Genomic DNA, 13779 nt, shown 5'->3' with positions numbered 1-13779 from the left:
CGTCCCCGCCGCGGTCCGGGCGGGCCGGCTGCTCCGGGGGTGTGTCCGGGACTGTCCCCGCGGCAGGGAAGAATGCCCCCCGTAGGGCACAACAGGGCGGCGGAAGGCGGCAGGTCCAGTGGAACCTCGGATTCTCGGCAGCGGCACGGACGAGCGCCTCGCGGACCCCTTCGGCAGTGCCGAACTGCGTCGCCGGGTGCTGTACGCCTGGGCCGCCTCCCCGGCCAGGTTCCGGGAGGACGCCAACGCCGAGGAGGAGCTGGCCCTCGGCGGCTACCGCGACCGGCTGGTCGTCGAGCTGGCGCAGAACGCCGCCGACGCCGCCGTCCGCGCCGGGCAGGGACCGGGCCGGCTCCGGCTCACCCTGGCCGACGGCGTGCTGGCCGCCGCGAACACCGGTGCGCCGCTGGACGCGGCGGCCGTCGAGTCGCTCTCCACCCTGCGCGCCTCCTCCAAGCGCGGCGACCGGGACAGCACCGTCGGCCGGTTCGGGGTCGGCTTCGCCGCCGTCCTCGCGGTCACCGACGAGCCCGCCGTGCTCGGCGCGGCCGGCGGTGTGCGCTGGTCGCTCGGCGAGGCCAGGTCGCTGGCCGAGGCGCAGCCCGTCCTGGACGAGGAGCTGCGCCGCCGGGACGGCCATGTGCCGCTGCTGCGGCTGCCGTTCGCCGCCGAGGGCCCCGCGCCCGACGGGTACGACACGGTGGTGGTGCTGCCGCTGCGCGACGCGGCCGCCGAGGACCTCACCCGCCGGCTGCTGGCCGGCATCGACGACGCGCTGCTGCTCACCCTGCCCGGCCTGGCCGAGGTCGTGGTGGAGACCTCGGACGGCACCCGCACCCTGACCCGCTCGGCCGCCGCGCCGCGTCCGGACGCGGCCCTCCCGGCGCCGTCCGGCCGGGCCGCCGGGGCGGAGATCAGCGAGGTCACCATCACCGACGACGCCGACGGGCAGCCGCGGCGCACCGTCTGGCAGACCGTCGGGGCGGCCGGACCGCTCGACGTCGAGCTGCTCGCCGACCGGCCCACCGAGGAGCGCGCCCGCCCGCACTGGACGGTGACCTGGGCGGTACCGGTCTCCGACGGCGGTGCCCCGCAGCGGCCGGCGATCGCCCCGGTGCTGCACGCGCCCACCCCGAGCGACGAGCCGCTGGACCTGCCCGCGCTGCTGATCGCCTCCTACCCGCTGGACTCCACCCGGCGGCACGTCGCCCCCGGCGCGCTCGCCGACTTCCTCACCGAGCGGGCCGCCGACGCCTACGCCGAGCTGCTGCGTGCCCGCGGCGGCGACCTGGGCTCGCTCGGCCTGGTGCCCGGGCCGCTCGGCCGGGGCGCGCTGGACAACGCGCTGCGCGCCGCCGTGCTCTCCCGGCTGCCCGGGACGCCGTTCCTGCCGCACCCGGCGCCGGTCGAGGAGGGCACCCCGGCGCTGCGGCCCCGGGACGCCACCCTGCTGGAGGGCGCGGACGGCTCGGTGGTCGAGGCGCTGGCGCCGATCTTCCCCGGCCTGCTGCCGGCCGGTCTGGAACGCCGCACCGAGCTGCGGGTGCTGAATGTGCGCCGGGTCCCGCTCGCCGAGGTGGTCGACCAGCTGGGCGGCCTGGACCGGGAGCCGGCCTGGTGGCGCAACCTGTACGCGGCGCTCGGCGGCGCCGATCCGGAGGCGCTCGGCGCGCTGCCGGTGCCGCTCGCCGACGGGCGGACGGTCACCGGTCCGCGCCGGGTCCTGCTGCCCTCCGACGACGCCGACTGGGCGGCATTCCCCGGCTACCCGGAGGCGCTGGCCGACGCGCTCGCGGTGCTCGACCTGCGGCTCGCCCACCCGGAGGCCTCCCACCCGCTGCTGGCCAAGCTGGGCGCGGGCGCGGCCACCCCCGCCGGGGTGCTGGACACGCCCGAGGTGCGGGCCGCCGTCCTGCGCTCCTACGAGCTGGCCGAGGACGACCCGGACGCCGCCACCGACCTCGCCGACGCCGTGCTGGCGCTCGTCCGGGCCGCCGCCCCGGCCCCCGGCGAGCACCCGTGGCTGGCCCGGCTGGCCCTGCTCGACGACGAGGGCGAGCCCGCCCGGGCCGGTGAGCTCCTGCTTCCCGACAGCCCGTTCGCCGCGCTGGCGCGCGAGGACGACGCCGCCTGGGTGGACGACGAGCTGCTGGAGCGCTGGGGCCCGGAGGTGCTGGCCGCGGTCGGCGTGCTCGCCGAGTTCGCGCTGGTCCGGGCCGAGGACGTGGTGCTCGACCCGGACGACCTGGAGCGGCTCGACCCCACCGCGCCCGCCGACCGGGCGGCCGGCGGCCACCCCACCGGGCTGATCGACGAGGCCCCGGACGGACTGGCCGACTGGGCCGAGGACGCGCTGGAGGCGCTGCACGCCGACGACGGAGACACGATCGGTGTCCCGCCGGTCGCCGCCGAGCTGCTCGTCGTCCGCGATCTGGACCTGGTGGACGACGACGCCTGGCCGCAGGCGCTTGCCACGCTGGCCCGCCCGCCGTACCGGGACGCCGTGGTCACCCCCGTCCGCACCCTGCTGCCGGACGGCTCGTACGCCGACCTGCCGCCGTACACCGCCTGGTGGCTGCGCGACCACCCGGTGCTGGACGGCCGCGAGCCCGCCGGGCTGCGCGCGGCCGGGGCGGACCCGCTGCTGCGCGGCCTCTACGACGAGGCCCGCACCACCCTGGACGAGCAGTTCCTGCACGCGCTGGGGGTGCGCACCACGCTGGCCGCGCTGCTCGCCGAGCCGCACGGTCCGGACGAGGTGCTGGACCGGCTGACCGACCCGGACGCCGAGATCGGGCACCGCCAGCTGCACGGCATCCACAGCGCGCTGGCCCGGGTCGGCACGGACCGGATCGAGGCGCTGGACGTGGTCAGGGCGGTCCCGCCGATGGACCGCGCCACCGGGCGGCGGCCGGACCGGACCGTGGTGGTGGACGCCACCGAGGCGGTCGTCGCGGACGCCCCCGACCTGGTCGAGCTGCTGCACGACCACCCGCTGCTGCCGGTCGCCCCGGCGCTGGCCGCGGACCTCGCCGAGCGGCTGCACGTCTCGCTGGCCAGCGAGGTGGCCGGCGGGCGGGTGCTCTCCCAGGGTGCGCTGCACCGGGTGCCGGCGGTGGTGCGGGAACTGCTGCCCGGCTGCCCGGTGGCGTACGAGGAGCACGAGGAGCTGCTGGTGGTCGGCCCGGACGGGGAGGAGGCGGCCGTCGACTGGCGTTGGGACGGCGCGGCGGACACCCCGGAGGCGCCGTACGACCCGGAGTCGGCCGAGGAGGCCGACGAGGACGACGAGTTCGAGCTGCCGCCGGTGCCCGGGCTGCTGCACGCGGCCACCCCGGAGGGCCTGGCCGCGGGCCTGGCCTGGTCGGTGGGGCAGTGGCACCGCCGGTTCGAGGTGCTGGCCGCGCTGAGCGAGCCGGACCGGGCCTACGAGCTGTCCGCGGCCCGGGACTTCGAGGGCTGACGGGACGCCGGAGCCGGAGCCGCCGACGAGGGCGGGTCCGGCTCCGGCGCGTCCGGTTCTCGTCGGTCGGGAACGGCCCCGGTCAGGAGCAACGTCGGTCGGGAACGGCCCCGGTCAGGAGCGGGAGCCGGAGCGGGTCCGGCCGCGGGCGATCATCCGCAGGTAGAGCGCGAGCGTGCTCAGCACCCAGGTGGCGGTGAGCACCGCCGCCACCGCCTTGGTCAGCAGCGGGCCCGCCTCGATGTGCGCGAGCGCACCGACCCCCACCAGCAGCCCGGCCAGCAGCCCGGTGACCAGCAGTCCGCCCAGGAAGGCCGCGAAGGCCTCCAGTTCCCCGCCCCTGCGCCCCATCGCGGTACCCCCCGTCGCCGAACCCCTCCGGTTCGTGGCTCAATCATCGAGCCGGCGCCGCATGATCCGCCAGACCACTTCCAGCACCAGCCCGGCGGTCACCGCGATGCCCACCCCGAGCCACGGGTCCCGGGTGCCGGACAGCGAGAGCTGGAAGAAGTCGGAGAGCCACGGCACGGTCATCACCAGCGCGAAGCCGCCGCACATGGTGGCGATCAGCAGCACCCGCCACCAGTTGTACGGGCGGGCCACGATCGCCAGCACCCAGATGGCGACCAGGAACAGCGTCAGGGTGGCCACGCTGGTGTCCGACTCGAGGTCGGTGGCGTGGTTGGCCCGGGCCAGCGCGTACGCGGTGAAGGTCGCCGTGCCGGCGATGACGCCGCCCGGGATCGCCAGCCGCAGCACCCGGCGCACGAAGCCGGTGCGGGCGCGCTCGTTGTTGGGCGCGAGCGCCAGGAAGAAGGCCGGCACACCGATCGTCAGGGTGGACAGCACGGTGGAGTGCCGGGGCAGGAACGGGTACGGCGAGTGGGTGAAGATCACCAGCAGCGCCAGCAGCACCGAGTAGACCGTCTTGACCAGGAACAGCCCGGCCACCCGCTCGATGTTGCCGATCACCCGGCGGCCCTCGGCGACCACCGAGGGCATCACCGCGAAGGAGTTGTTCAGCAGCACGATCTGGGCGACCGCCTTGGTCGCGTCGCTGCCGCTGCCCATCGCCACGCCGATGTCCGCGTCCTTGAGCGCCAGCACGTCGTTGACGCCGTCGCCGGTCATCGCCACGGTGTGCCCGCGCGACTGCAGCGCGCCGACCAGCTCGCGCTTCTGCTGCGGGGTGACCCGGCCGAAGACGGTGGTGCGCTCGGCGAGGTCGGCCAGCGCCTCCGGCTCGCGGGGCAGGGTGCGGGCGTCCACCGGATGGTCGGCGCCGGGCAGGCCGAGGTGGGCGGCGACCGCGCCGACCGAGACGGCCGCGTCGCCGGAGATCACCTTCGCCTCGACCTGCTGGCTCTCGAAGTAGCGCAGGGTGTCGGCGGCGTCCTCGCGCAGCCGCTGCTGGAGCACCACCAGGGCGAGCGGGCGCAGTCCGGCGGCCGGGTCCGGGGCGTCCAGCGGGACGGGTGTGCGGCCGAGCAGCAGGACCCGCAGGCCCTGGGCGCCCAGCTCGTCGACCTCGGCCAGCGCCGGGTGGCCGGCCGGCAGCAGGACGTCGGGCGCGCCGAGCAGCCAGCTGGCCTCGCCGCCGCGCGGCTCCAGCAGCTGGACGCCGCTCCACTTGCGGGCGGAGGAGAACGGCATCGCCTCGATCACCCGCCAGCCGCCACGGGCCCCGGGGGCTCCCCGGCCGGCCTCCGGGCCGTCGCCGTCGGGGGACTGCGGGCCGCCGACCGCGGCGTCCCGGCCGGTGGTCTCCCGGCCGTCGCCGTAGGCGTCGATGACGGCCTGCATGGACGCGTTGGGGCGGGCGTCGGCCCCGGCCATCACCGCCAGCGCCTGCTCGACGGTCTCCTTGAGGGTGCCCCGGTCGTCCAGCGCGCCGCGCTCGTCGGCGGCCCCGGCGTCCCCGCCGTCCGCGTCGGCGCCGAGCACCCGCAGGTCCACCAGGTCCATGCCGCCCTCGGTGAGGGTGCCGGTCTTGTCCAGGCATACGGTGTTCACCCGGGCCAGGCCCTCGATCGCGGGCAGCTCCTGGACCAGGCACTGCTTGCGGCCCAGCCGGATCACCCCGATCGCGAAGGCCACCGAGGTCAGCAGCACCAGGCCCTCGGGCACCATCGGCACGATCCCGGCGATCATCCGGCGGACCGCCTCGCGCCAGTCGCGGCCCTCCACCGCCAGCTGGCTGATGATCAGACCGACCGCGGTCGGGATCAGCAGCCAGGTGATGAACCGCAGGATGCTGTCGATGCCGCTGCGCAGCTCCGACTTCACCAGCGTGAACCGGCTGGCCTCCTCGGCCAGCTGCGCCGCGTACGCCTCGCGGCCGACCTTGGTGGCGGTGAAGGTGCCCGCGCCGGCCACCACGAAGCTGCCGGACATCACCTGGTCGCCGGGCTGCTTGAGGACCGAGTCGGGCTCGCCGGTGAGCAGGGACTCGTCGATCTCCAGACCGTCCGCCTCGGTGACCTCGCCGTCGACGATCACCTTGTCCCCGATGCCCAGCAGCACGGTGTCGTCCAGCACGATCTCGCCGACGGCGATCTGCTGGACCGTGCCGTCGCGGCGGACCTGCGGTCGGGCCTCGCCGATCAGCGCCAGGCTGTCCAGGGTCTTCTTGGCGCGCAGCTCCTGGATGATGCCGATCGCCGTGTTGGCGACGATGACCAGGCCGAAGAGGCCGTCCTGGATCGGGCCGACGACCAGGATGATCGCGAACATCACGCCGATGATCGCGTTGAAGCGGGTGAAGACGTTGGCCCGGACGATCTCCTTGGTGGAGCGGCTGGAGCGGACCGGTACGTCGTTGACGTCGCCCCGGGCGACCCGTTCGGCCACCTCGGCGGCGGTGAGACCGCCGCGCCGGCCGGGCAGCAGCCCGAGCGGGTGGGCACCGTCGGGCTTCTCCCCGGTGGGCTTCTCCCCGGCGGCCGGGGCCGCGGTCGGCCGGTCCTCGGCGGGCTGCGCAGGCTGCGTCATGGCACCGACTCTACGGGCGCCTTATGTCCGATGCGTGCTACTAAAGGACTATTCAGTCCGACCGGGTGGCCGGGTCCCCGCCGTTCCCCTCCGGGGCCGTGCGCGGCGACCGCTCGGCCGTCCCCGGGGTGCCCGTCGCACCCGTCGTCCCCGCCTCGGCGGCCCGGCTCCGGGCGATGGCGTCCCGGCGGGCCCGGCAGTACCAGAGGCCGATCAGACCGAGGCCGCCGCCGGCCAGGCAGATCCACGGCCAGTTGCCGTGGCCGTGGTCGGAGAGGGTCCCCCAGAAGGGGAGCAGGACGACGAACGCCACGAACCAGAGCACCGTCCCGCCGCCGACGATCGCGACGTCATTGGCCTCCAGCGGTGGAGGGGAGGGGTGCGATGGCGTCTTGGGCATGGGCCCTAGGGTACGGGTGCGGCGGGCGTTCGATCGATTTCCTGTGCGGACTGTCCGGGGTCGTCCCGATCCACTCCGGTCTACGCGCGAAGATAGCGAACCGGCGATTGCGGAACTCATACTTGTCATTCCGGTTGGCCGGGGCACGCCCAGGACATCGTGCTTCGTGCCCGTCCGACCGGATCGCCCGGCCGCAGTCGCTCGGGCGGCTCCCCCCTCTCCTCCGCCCCCACAGAGGACGCAGCATGCCCGTGGCCCAGCCGACCACCGAGTCGCCCGAGCCCGCCCAGCCCGACGCGCCGAAGCCCCCGACCGGCGCCCTGGACCGCTACTTCCGGATCGGCGAGCGCGGCTCCACCCTGTCGCGCGAGATCCGCGGCGGTATCGCCACCTTCTTCACCATGGCCTACATCCTGGTGCTGAACCCGATCATCCTGGCCAGCGCCACCGACATGACCGGCGCCCACCTGGACAACACCCAGCTGGTCACCGCCACCGCGCTCACCGCCGGTCTGACCACGCTGCTGATGGGTGTGATCGGCAACGTCCCGATCGGCCTGGCCGCCGGCCTCGGCGTCAACACCATCGTGGCCCTCCAGCTCGCGCCGAAGATGACCTGGCCGGACGCGATGGGCATGGTGGTGCTGGCCGGCTTCGCGATCATGATCCTGGTCGCCACCGGCCTGCGCGAGCGGGTGATGAACGCCGTCCCGCTCGGCCTGCGCAAGGGCATTGCCATCGGCATCGGCCTGTTCATCAGCCTGGTCGGCCTGGTCGACGCCGGCTTCGTCACCCGGATGCCCGACGCCGCCCACACCACCGTGCCGCTCCAGCTCGGCACCGGCGGCCACCTGCTCGGCTGGCCGGTCCTGGTCTTCGTGCTCGGCCTGCTGCTGACCCTGGTCCTGATCGTCCGCAAGGTGCCGGGCGCGATCCTGGTCTCCATCGCGGTGATGACCGTCGTCGCCGTCGTCATCGACAAGCTCGCGGACCTGCCCGCCAGCGCCTGGGGCCTGACCGTCCCGGCCTGGCCCGGCAGCCCGGTCGCCAAGCCGGACTTCGGCCTGGTCGGCGAGGTCAGCCTGTTCGGCGGCTTCGAGAAGGTCGGCGTCCTGACCGGCGTCCTCTTCGTCTTCACCGTGCTGATGTCCTGCTTCTTCGACGCGATGGGCACCATCCTCGGCGTGGCCGACGAGGCCCACCTGCTGGACGAGAAGGGCGACCTGCCGGGCATCAACAAGGTGCTGATGATCGACGGCATCGCCACCGCGGCGGGCGGCGCGACCTCCTCCTCCGCGAACACCTGCTTCGTCGAGTCCACCGCGGGTGTCGGCGAGGGCGCGCGCACCGGCTTCGCCTCGATCGTCACCGGCGCCCTGTTCATGGTGGCGCTCTTCTTCTCCCCGCTCGCCAAGATGGTCCCCGCCCAGGCCGCGACTCCCGCCCTGGTCGCCGTCGGCTTCCTGATCCTGGCCAACTCGATCAAGGAGATCGACTGGGCCGACTACACGATCGCGATCCCGGCGTTCCTGACCATCGTGATGATGCCGTTCACCTACAGCATCACCAACGGCATCGGCTTCGGCTTCATCGCCTTCTGCGTGCTGCGCCTCGCCGCCGGCCGGGGCCGGGAGGTGCCGGTCGCGATGTACGCGGTCTCGGCGGTCTTCGCCTTCTACTACCTGATGCCGGCCCTCGGTCTGCTCTGAGACCGGACGCCGGTCGGTCCCGGGCCCTCTCCGCACCGCGGGGAGGGCCCTCGGCGTTCCGCCCTGCCGCCCTGCCGCCCTGCCGCCCTGCCGGTCGCCGGTCGCCGGGGTGCTCGGGGGGCGAACGCGGTCGGTCAGGAGACGAAGACGCGGATGCCGGAGAGCTGGACGGCGCGGTTGACGATGTGGACGATCCGGGCCGGTGGGGTGTTCACGGCCTCGTCGGAGAGGCCGGGGACATCGACGGCGTGGGTCCGCTGCCCCAGGGGGTGCGGGAAGCCGGTGACCACCCAGCGGCCCCCGAGCGGGGAAGTCGGGTCGACGGTCCAGGCCCAGTGGCCCTCGAAGGCGTTGATCATGAACTCGCCCGCGACGCACAGCAGCAGGGCGCGGAGTCGGTGGGCCGCTTCCTCGTCGGCCGGGGTGTCGAGCCCTTCCTCGGCGAGCTGCTCGTCGATCAGGCGTACGGCCAGCGCGGGGTCGGTCCGCATCAGGTCGGGGCTCGCCCCGATGGTGCCGAGGATGTGTGCGGTGTACTCCCGGCCGTCCTCGGTCCATGCGACCGGGTCCGGGTGGTAGGCGTGGGTGTCGGTCGGATCCGTCATACGACGTGATTGTGCAGGTGGTGTCCGCCGGGACGCCGGGCGGGTCAGCCCCAGATGAGGTCCTCGGCCGGCGGGGCGATGACGGTGATCGGCCGGGCCTCGACAGTGGTGGTGGTCTGCGTGGCGGTCTGCCCGGTGGCGGCCAGTCCGGCCAGGGCGACGAGGGCGAAGGTGGCGACCGCGGCGGCCTTGGCGATGACGGTGCGGAACATGGTGGTGGTCCTCTCGGGTGTGCAGCGGCTGGGTCCCGGAGGCCGCATCCCGCGGTGACGCCTCCTCCGGTGCCGTCCGGGGCCTGGCCCCTTCCGGCAGACACCAGCTTCGTCGCAGCTCAGCGCGGGTGGAAGGCCCGGCCGGTGGACGGAAACGGCCCTGGACCGTTCCGGTCAGGGGTGCCGGAAGCGGCCAGCAGCCGCTCGTAGAACGGGGTGACGAGCGGGACGGCGACCCGGTCGGCCCGCCAGCCCAGGAGCTCCGGGAGCGATCCCAGCGCCGTCCGGCAGAACTCCGTCGCGCGGCTCTCGGCCTCGGCGAGCGAGTCGGTGAGGAGGAACAGGCCGAGCACCGGGTCGGGCACGGCGTCGCGGTGGAGCACGAGGTGCTCGATCCGGTCCTCCGGGCGTACCAGGGCCGACAGGAGCTCGCGAGTGTCCGGGGGGAGGACGGCCTCCGGTTCGGGGCGCCGCAGGACGGTGTGCACGAGATACATGAAGCCAAGGGTGCTGAAGCGGGCGATCGGTGTGGAGTGGTTCAACCCGGACACTTCAGGCCCTGGCCGGAAGCGTCCACGAGGTGCCCTGGTCGGGGGTTCGGAGGGTGTGGAAGGATCGCACGCGTAGCGAACACGATTTCGTCACGGGGGAACGGACATGCTGACCGCACTGGGGCTGGACGCTGTCGCGGAGTCCGTCTACCGGGCCATGCTGGCCCACCCGGAGGACGGCGTGGCCGCGCTGGCCGATCGCCTGTCCCTGGCCGAGCCGCAGGTCAGGACCGCCCTGGACCACCTGAGCGAGCTGGCCCTGCTGCGCCCCTCCGCCGAGCGGCCCGGTTCCCTGCGCGCGGTCTCCCCGGACGTCGGGATGGAGATCCTGATGGCGCGGCAGCAGGCCGAGCTGGCCGCCGCGCAGGCCAGGATCGAGGCCTCCCGGGCCGCGGCGGCGCAGCTCATCGCCGACTACGCCGACCTGCGGCCGGAGGCGAACACGCCCGACGTCGAACAGCTGGTCGGGCTCGACCGGATCCGGGACCGGCTGAGCCGCTTCTCCAACGAGGCGCGCGAGGAGATCATGACCTTCGCGCCGGACGGCGGCCAGAGGCCGGAGAACATCGAGGCGGCCAAGCCGCTCAACCGCGCGCTGGCCGACCGCGGCGTGCGGATGCGCACCGTCTACCTGGACAGTGTCCGCAACAGCCCGCACACCGTCGAGTACGTGAACTGGCTGGCCGCCCTCGGTGGCCAGGTCCGGACCGTGCCCGAACTGCCGACCCGCATGATCGTCGTCGACCGGGCGACCGCCGTCATCCCGGTGCGCAGCGACGACACGGCGGCCGGTGCCGTCGTACTGACCGGCCAGGGGATGCTGACCGCGCTCTGCGCGCTGTTCGAGACCGTCTGGGCCGGAGCGCAGCCGCTGGGGGCCGTCGCCCGGCTCGACCGGAACGGCCTCACCGCCCAGGAGCGCACCGCGCTCGCGCTGCTGGCCGAAGGGCACACCGACGACGCCATCGCCAAGCGGCTGGGCGTCTCCCCGCGCACCGCCCGCCGCATCGCCACCGACCTGATGGAGCGCCTCGAGGCCCGCAGCCGCTTCCAGGCCGGCGCCCGCGCGGCCCGGGCGGGCTGGCTGTCGTAGCGCGGCCCATCTGCTCGGCCGGCCGGTCCTGGCCTTCGCGCCTGGCCTGCCGCTGACCCTGGTGCTGTTCGAGGCCCGCACTCCGATCGGAGTGCGGGCCTCGGCACTGTCGGCGACAGTGGCGCTCAGCCCTCCTCGGAGAACGCGTGCGTCTCGCGCCGGTACGGCTGCGGGACCGCGGCCAGCCGCGCGGGCGTCCAGAGGTCGTCCCGTTCGTTGAGGCTGAGCTCGCCACCGCGCCGCAGCAGCCAGACGACCTCGTAGTGGTACTGCAGCACCGCGTCGCCCGGGAGACGGGTCAGCAGGCCCGACACCAGTCGGACGATGTCGTCCTCCTGCCCGGACAGATTGTCGGTCTTGTCCAGCCTGAACGTGACCGAGACGGTCGGTGTGAGCCCGAGGTCGGTGATCAGCGGATTCCACGGCTTGGGGTTGGCGGCGAACACCCGGACCCGGGTGCCGAACCCGGTGTCGACGCCTTCGGTGAGCGACTGCTCCGGCTTCGCGGTCGAGTCGAACAGTCCGATGCCCCGCGCGATGTCGTTCAGCGCACCGGCGACCTCGGCGGCGGGCAGCGGCGTGGCCAGGTTGAAGCTGTGGGAGATCGACACGGCTGGAAATCCGTTCGGTTGCGCCGGGGTGTCAGTGGACGCAGTACTCGTTGCCCTCCGGGTCCTGCATGACCACCCAGGAGCCGCCCGGTTCGGCGACCTCGTGGAGGCTGGTGGCGCCGAGGGATTCCAGGCGGGCGACGGTGGTGGCGCGGGCGTCCGGGCCGGGGTGGAGGTCGAGGTGGAGGCGGTTCTTGCCCTGCTTCGGCTCGGGGACGCGCTGGAAGAGGATGCGGCGGCCGAGACCGGTGCCGGAGACGGGGTCGTGCGGGTCCTCCGGGTGGCGGACGGCGGCGAGGGTGAGCCAGGCGTGGCGGCCGTCGACCTCGGTGATCTGGGCCGGGGTGACCGCGCCGGCGGACAGCAGGTTGCCGATCAGGGTGCTGTGGTCCTCGACGGTGTAGTCGAGGGCGGCGCCCCAGAAGGCGGCCTGGCGGTGCGGGTCGGCGGCGTCGATGACGAGCTTCCAGTGCATGGGCATGTAACCGGTTATATGGGTTGCGGGTCGTCCGGGGCAAGAGGAGGCGTCAAAAAGGTCGCGGTGTAGCGGAGTTGACCGGGGGCATACTCCGGGCGAGACGGGGGAGGGGAGCGGTTCGATGGTGCGACAGGATCCGCCGACGGGGGTCGAGGCCCAGCTGCTGCCGGAGCTGTTCCGGACGGCCGACCGGGCGTCGATCGCCGGTCAGCAGGAGACGCTGCGCTGGTACCGGGGACTGATCTCGATGCTGGTGGTCGCGGCGGTCGTCGGCTCGCTGCCCGGGCCGGACGACAAGGGCGCCGCCGACATCACGCCGCTGTTCTCGGTGGTGGCGTTCCTGGTGGCCGGGTACTTCTGGTCCCGGCTGCGCCGGGGCAACCCGCAGGCGCGGTGGTACGAGGCGCGGGCGGCGGCCGAGTCGGTGAAGACGCTGGCCTGGAAGTACTCGGTGCGGGCCCGCCCGTTCGAGGGTGACGCGGAGTCGGCGGACGTCGACCGGGTCTACCTGCTCCAGCTGGAGGACGTGCTGCGGGCCTTCGAGGACCCGGCGATCGTGCCGCCGGACGCGGTCGCCGAGATCACCCCGGAGATGCGGCGGGTCCGCGCGGAGTCGCTGACCTCGCGCCGCACGCTCTACCTGCGCACCCGGGTGGAGGGGCAGCGGACGTGGTACCGCTCGCGGGCGGAGTCCTGCGAGTCGCAGGCGGTCACCTGGGGGCTGGCCGTCGCGGCGCTGATCATCGTCGGTGCGGCGGCGGCCGTCGCGCAGGCGACCGGGGCGCTGCAGGTGCACGTCTTCGGGGCCACCTCGGCGGCGGCCGCGTCGGTGATCGCCTGGACCCAGCTGAAGCAGCTCCGCCCGCTGGCGGCCGCGTACCAGCTGGCGGCGCGGGAGCTGGAGAACGTCGGCAACCAGCTGTCCGACCTCGACCTGCGGGGGCCCGACGCCGAGCGGGGCTGGGCCCGGCTGGCGGCCGAGGCGGAGGACGCGGTGTCGCGCGAGCACACCACCTGGCGGGCCAAGCGGGCCTTCCCGCGCTGAGCGGGGCGGGCCTTCCGGCACCCGGCCTTCCAGTGCCGGGGCCGGGCCGTCCACTGCCGGGCTCAGGCGTCCAGGGGCGCTAGACCGAACGGGTGGCCGGCCGGGTCGATCAGCACCTTGAGCGTGCGCCCGTGCTGGTACGTGGGCTCGGTCGCGCCCAGGGCCAGCGCACGGGCGGTGGCCTCCTCCAGGTCGTCGACGTAGAAGTCCAGGTGGAAGTGCTTGCCGCCGTCCGGTTCGACCCACGGCTCCGGCCGGTACCCGCTGACCCGTCCGAAGCCGAGCGGGCTGCCGCCCTCCGGGTTGTCCAGGATGGCGAACTGCTCGTCCACGTGCCGGGTCTCCCACCCGAGCAGCTCGCCGTAGAAGGCGGCCAGTGCGACCGGGTCGGCACAGTCGATGGTGACCATGGCGAGGCGGGCGAAGCCGGTGTCGGCCTGCGCGGCCTGCTCGGCGGCGACGTCGGTCATGTCTGCTCGGCCCTTCTGCTGAGGGGTGGTGCGGCGCCGGGGGTCCGCGTGGACCGGGCCCCACGATCCAGCATCGCACCGGGAGTCATCGGGGGCACGGCCAGAGATGTGGGGCGATTCGGTCCGTAACGTTCCGGATCGCTACAGAATC

At 74.2% G+C, this 13779-nt stretch carries 13 protein-coding genes; 4 read left to right on the top strand and 9 right to left on the bottom strand.

Going from position 1 to position 13779, the window contains the following annotated elements; all coding sequences use genetic code 11:
- Positions 1-118: 118 nt before the first annotated feature.
- Entirely contained in the window at positions 119-3463 is a 3345-nt protein-coding gene (locus tag BI06_RS07670; RefSeq protein ID WP_082558359.1) for a sacsin N-terminal ATP-binding-like domain-containing protein, read from the top strand.
- Positions 3464-3577: 114 nt separating this feature from the next.
- Here BI06_RS07670 and BI06_RS07665 read toward each other — a convergent pair whose 3' ends face one another.
- From BI06_RS07665 to BI06_RS07655, 3 genes are read right to left on the bottom strand one after another with little or no spacing between them, the layout of a single operon-like run.
- Positions 3578-3814 (bottom strand): hypothetical protein, encoded by a 237-nt coding sequence (locus BI06_RS07665; RefSeq protein ID WP_030393593.1) that lies wholly within the window; start codon positions 3812-3814, stop codon positions 3578-3580.
- A 39-nt stretch (positions 3815-3853) separates the two neighbouring features.
- A complete protein-coding gene (locus tag BI06_RS07660; protein WP_051740446.1) occupies positions 3854-6454 on the bottom strand; it encodes an HAD-IC family P-type ATPase in 2601 nt (866 codons plus the stop codon).
- A gap of 52 nt (positions 6455-6506) precedes the next feature.
- The gene (locus BI06_RS07655; RefSeq protein WP_078879923.1) at positions 6507-6854 is read right to left on the bottom strand and encodes a DUF2530 domain-containing protein; all 348 of its coding nucleotides are present in this window, start codon (positions 6852-6854) and stop codon (positions 6507-6509) included.
- Positions 6855-7099: 245 nt separating this feature from the next.
- Here BI06_RS07655 and BI06_RS07650 point away from each other — a divergent pair, with 245 nt between their 5' ends.
- Positions 7100-8563, top strand: a complete 1464-nt coding sequence (locus BI06_RS07650; protein WP_030393590.1) for an NCS2 family permease — start codon at positions 7100-7102, stop codon at positions 8561-8563.
- A 134-nt stretch (positions 8564-8697) separates the two neighbouring features.
- On the opposite strand, the gene BI06_RS07645 is transcribed toward BI06_RS07650, so the two are convergent.
- The 3 genes from BI06_RS07645 to BI06_RS07640 all read right to left on the bottom strand — a co-directional run bounded on the left by BI06_RS07645 (position 8698) and on the right by BI06_RS07640 (position 9877).
- Complete coding sequence (locus BI06_RS07645; protein WP_030393589.1) at positions 8698-9168, bottom strand: hypothetical protein; 471 nt, start codon at positions 9166-9168, stop codon at positions 8698-8700.
- 44 nt (positions 9169-9212) lie between these two features.
- Complete coding sequence (locus BI06_RS50415) at positions 9213-9380, bottom strand: hypothetical protein (RefSeq protein ID WP_157855214.1); 168 nt, start codon at positions 9378-9380, stop codon at positions 9213-9215.
- A 119-nt stretch (positions 9381-9499) separates the two neighbouring features.
- Positions 9500-9877, bottom strand: coding sequence for a hypothetical protein (locus tag BI06_RS07640; protein ID WP_149030305.1), 378 nt, complete (start codon positions 9875-9877; stop codon positions 9500-9502).
- A gap of 160 nt (positions 9878-10037) precedes the next feature.
- Between BI06_RS07640 and BI06_RS07635 the strand changes: the two genes are divergently transcribed.
- Positions 10038-11024, top strand: a complete 987-nt coding sequence (locus BI06_RS07635; protein WP_043466656.1) for a LuxR family transcriptional regulator — start codon at positions 10038-10040, stop codon at positions 11022-11024.
- A gap of 125 nt (positions 11025-11149) precedes the next feature.
- On the opposite strand, the gene BI06_RS07630 is transcribed toward BI06_RS07635, so the two are convergent.
- Positions 11150-11635, bottom strand: coding sequence for a SitI3 family protein (locus tag BI06_RS07630; protein ID WP_051740442.1), 486 nt, complete (start codon positions 11633-11635; stop codon positions 11150-11152).
- A gap of 31 nt (positions 11636-11666) precedes the next feature.
- Positions 11667-12110 (bottom strand): VOC family protein, encoded by a 444-nt coding sequence (locus tag BI06_RS07625; RefSeq protein WP_043466653.1) that lies wholly within the window; start codon positions 12108-12110, stop codon positions 11667-11669.
- A gap of 124 nt (positions 12111-12234) precedes the next feature.
- Between BI06_RS07625 and BI06_RS07620 the strand changes: the two genes are divergently transcribed.
- Positions 12235-13158: a DUF4231 domain-containing protein gene (locus BI06_RS07620; protein WP_030393585.1), complete on the top strand. Its 924-nt coding sequence runs from the start codon at positions 12235-12237 to the stop codon at positions 13156-13158.
- A 62-nt stretch (positions 13159-13220) separates the two neighbouring features.
- Here the strand turns inward: BI06_RS07620 and BI06_RS07615 are convergent, their stop codons facing one another.
- Positions 13221-13628, bottom strand: a complete 408-nt coding sequence (locus tag BI06_RS07615) for a VOC family protein (RefSeq protein WP_051740439.1) — start codon at positions 13626-13628, stop codon at positions 13221-13223.
- Positions 13629-13779: the final 151 nt, after the last annotated feature.

Source organism: Kitasatospora sp. MBT66 (assembly GCF_000710405.2).
GTDB lineage: Bacteria > Actinomycetota > Actinomycetes > Streptomycetales > Streptomycetaceae > Kitasatospora > Kitasatospora purpeofusca.
This window is presented reverse-complemented; position numbering and strand designations above follow the sequence as displayed.

What these genes read in the sequence shown, in the direction of transcription:
- BI06_RS07665 (WP_030393593.1), bottom strand. Translation starts at nt 3,814, where the DNA reads ATGGGGCGCAGGGGCGGGGAACTGGAGGCCTTCGCGGCCTTCCTGGGC.
- BI06_RS07635 (WP_043466656.1), top strand. Translation starts at nt 10,038, where the DNA reads ATGCTGACCGCACTGGGGCTGGACGCTGTCGCGGAGTCCGTCTACCGG.
- BI06_RS07655 (WP_078879923.1), bottom strand. Translation starts at nt 6,854, where the DNA reads ATGCCCAAGACGCCATCGCACCCCTCCCCTCCACCGCTGGAGGCCAAT.
- BI06_RS07625 (WP_043466653.1), bottom strand. Translation starts at nt 12,110, where the DNA reads ATGCACTGGAAGCTCGTCATCGACGCCGCCGACCCGCACCGCCAGGCC.
- BI06_RS07660 (WP_051740446.1), bottom strand. Translation starts at nt 6,454, where the DNA reads ATGACGCAGCCTGCGCAGCCCGCCGAGGACCGGCCGACCGCGGCCCCG.
- BI06_RS07620 (WP_030393585.1), top strand. Translation starts at nt 12,235, where the DNA reads ATGGTGCGACAGGATCCGCCGACGGGGGTCGAGGCCCAGCTGCTGCCG.
- BI06_RS50415 (WP_157855214.1), bottom strand. Translation starts at nt 9,380, where the DNA reads ATGTTCCGCACCGTCATCGCCAAGGCCGCCGCGGTCGCCACCTTCGCC.
- BI06_RS07640 (WP_149030305.1), bottom strand. Translation starts at nt 9,877, where the DNA reads ATGTATCTCGTGCACACCGTCCTGCGGCGCCCCGAACCGGAGGCCGTC.
- BI06_RS07615 (WP_051740439.1), bottom strand. Translation starts at nt 13,628, where the DNA reads ATGACCGACGTCGCCGCCGAGCAGGCCGCGCAGGCCGACACCGGCTTC.
- BI06_RS07645 (WP_030393589.1), bottom strand. Translation starts at nt 9,168, where the DNA reads ATGACGGATCCGACCGACACCCACGCCTACCACCCGGACCCGGTCGCA.
- BI06_RS07650 (WP_030393590.1), top strand. Translation starts at nt 7,100, where the DNA reads ATGCCCGTGGCCCAGCCGACCACCGAGTCGCCCGAGCCCGCCCAGCCC.